The sequence below is a fragment of the Enterococcus dongliensis genome, from assembly GCF_031927985.1.
GTDB classification, from domain to species: Bacteria; Bacillota; Bacilli; order Lactobacillales; family Enterococcaceae; genus Enterococcus_A; species Enterococcus_A dongliensis.
The window spans coordinates 1-779 of record NZ_JARPZC010000051.1; the positions used below are offsets into that span (position 1 = coordinate 1).

The 779-nt window shown below is 36.8% G+C and carries 1 protein-coding gene; it reads right to left on the bottom strand.

The window, feature by feature from the left end:
- Positions 1-671 (bottom strand): IS256 family transposase (locus P7D84_RS13710; RefSeq protein WP_311806785.1); only part of this gene is annotated, 671 nt, incomplete at its 3' end.
- Positions 672-779 lie beyond the last annotated feature (108 nt).

The window sequence follows — 779 nt, forward strand, 5'->3', positions numbered from 1 at the left end:
AGTAAGACATCATGAACCCCTCTGGAGTAAATGTCCTGTAACAACTCATTCCAAACGTAGGTCGATTCAGTCGGAGCAATCGCATAACTTAGTACTTCTTTAGTGCCGTCTTCTCGTATACCCATGGCAATATAGATTGCTTCTTTGGAGACGGTTTGCCGTTTTAAAGGAATATAAGTAGCATCCATGAAAATAGCGACATACTTATCATTTAGAGTTCTAACTTTAAATGCATTTACTTCTTCAGTCAGCACTTTAGTCATGTTGGACATGGTTTGTGGAGTATAGTGATGCCCATACATCTTTTCAATTAAATCAGCGATTTCAGACATCGTAACGCCTTTTTCGAACAAATGGATGATGGTGGTTTCCAATGTGTCATTTGTTCTTTTGTAGGCTGGTAAAGTTTGTTGTTTAAACTCACCATTTCGATCTCTAGGTATCTCCAATGTTAATTCACCATATTCGGTTTTGATGGATCGAGAATAAGAACCGTTCCTCGAATTACCTGAATTAAAACCAGTGCGGTCATATTTTTCATACTCTAAGAAAGCCGTTAATTCAGTCCGTAGGAGGGTGTTTACCGCTCTTTCTAAGTGTGAACGGAATAATTCATTTAAATCTCCTTTAGTGACTAGAGTTTGCACAATTTCTGTAGTAAAATCATTCATAGGGAAGTCCTCTTTTCTGTGAATTGGTTGTCGTAAACTTAATTCTACAGAAGGGACTTCCTTTTTTGTATGGATTTTATTCATTTACACAAAATATTTTACACTCTC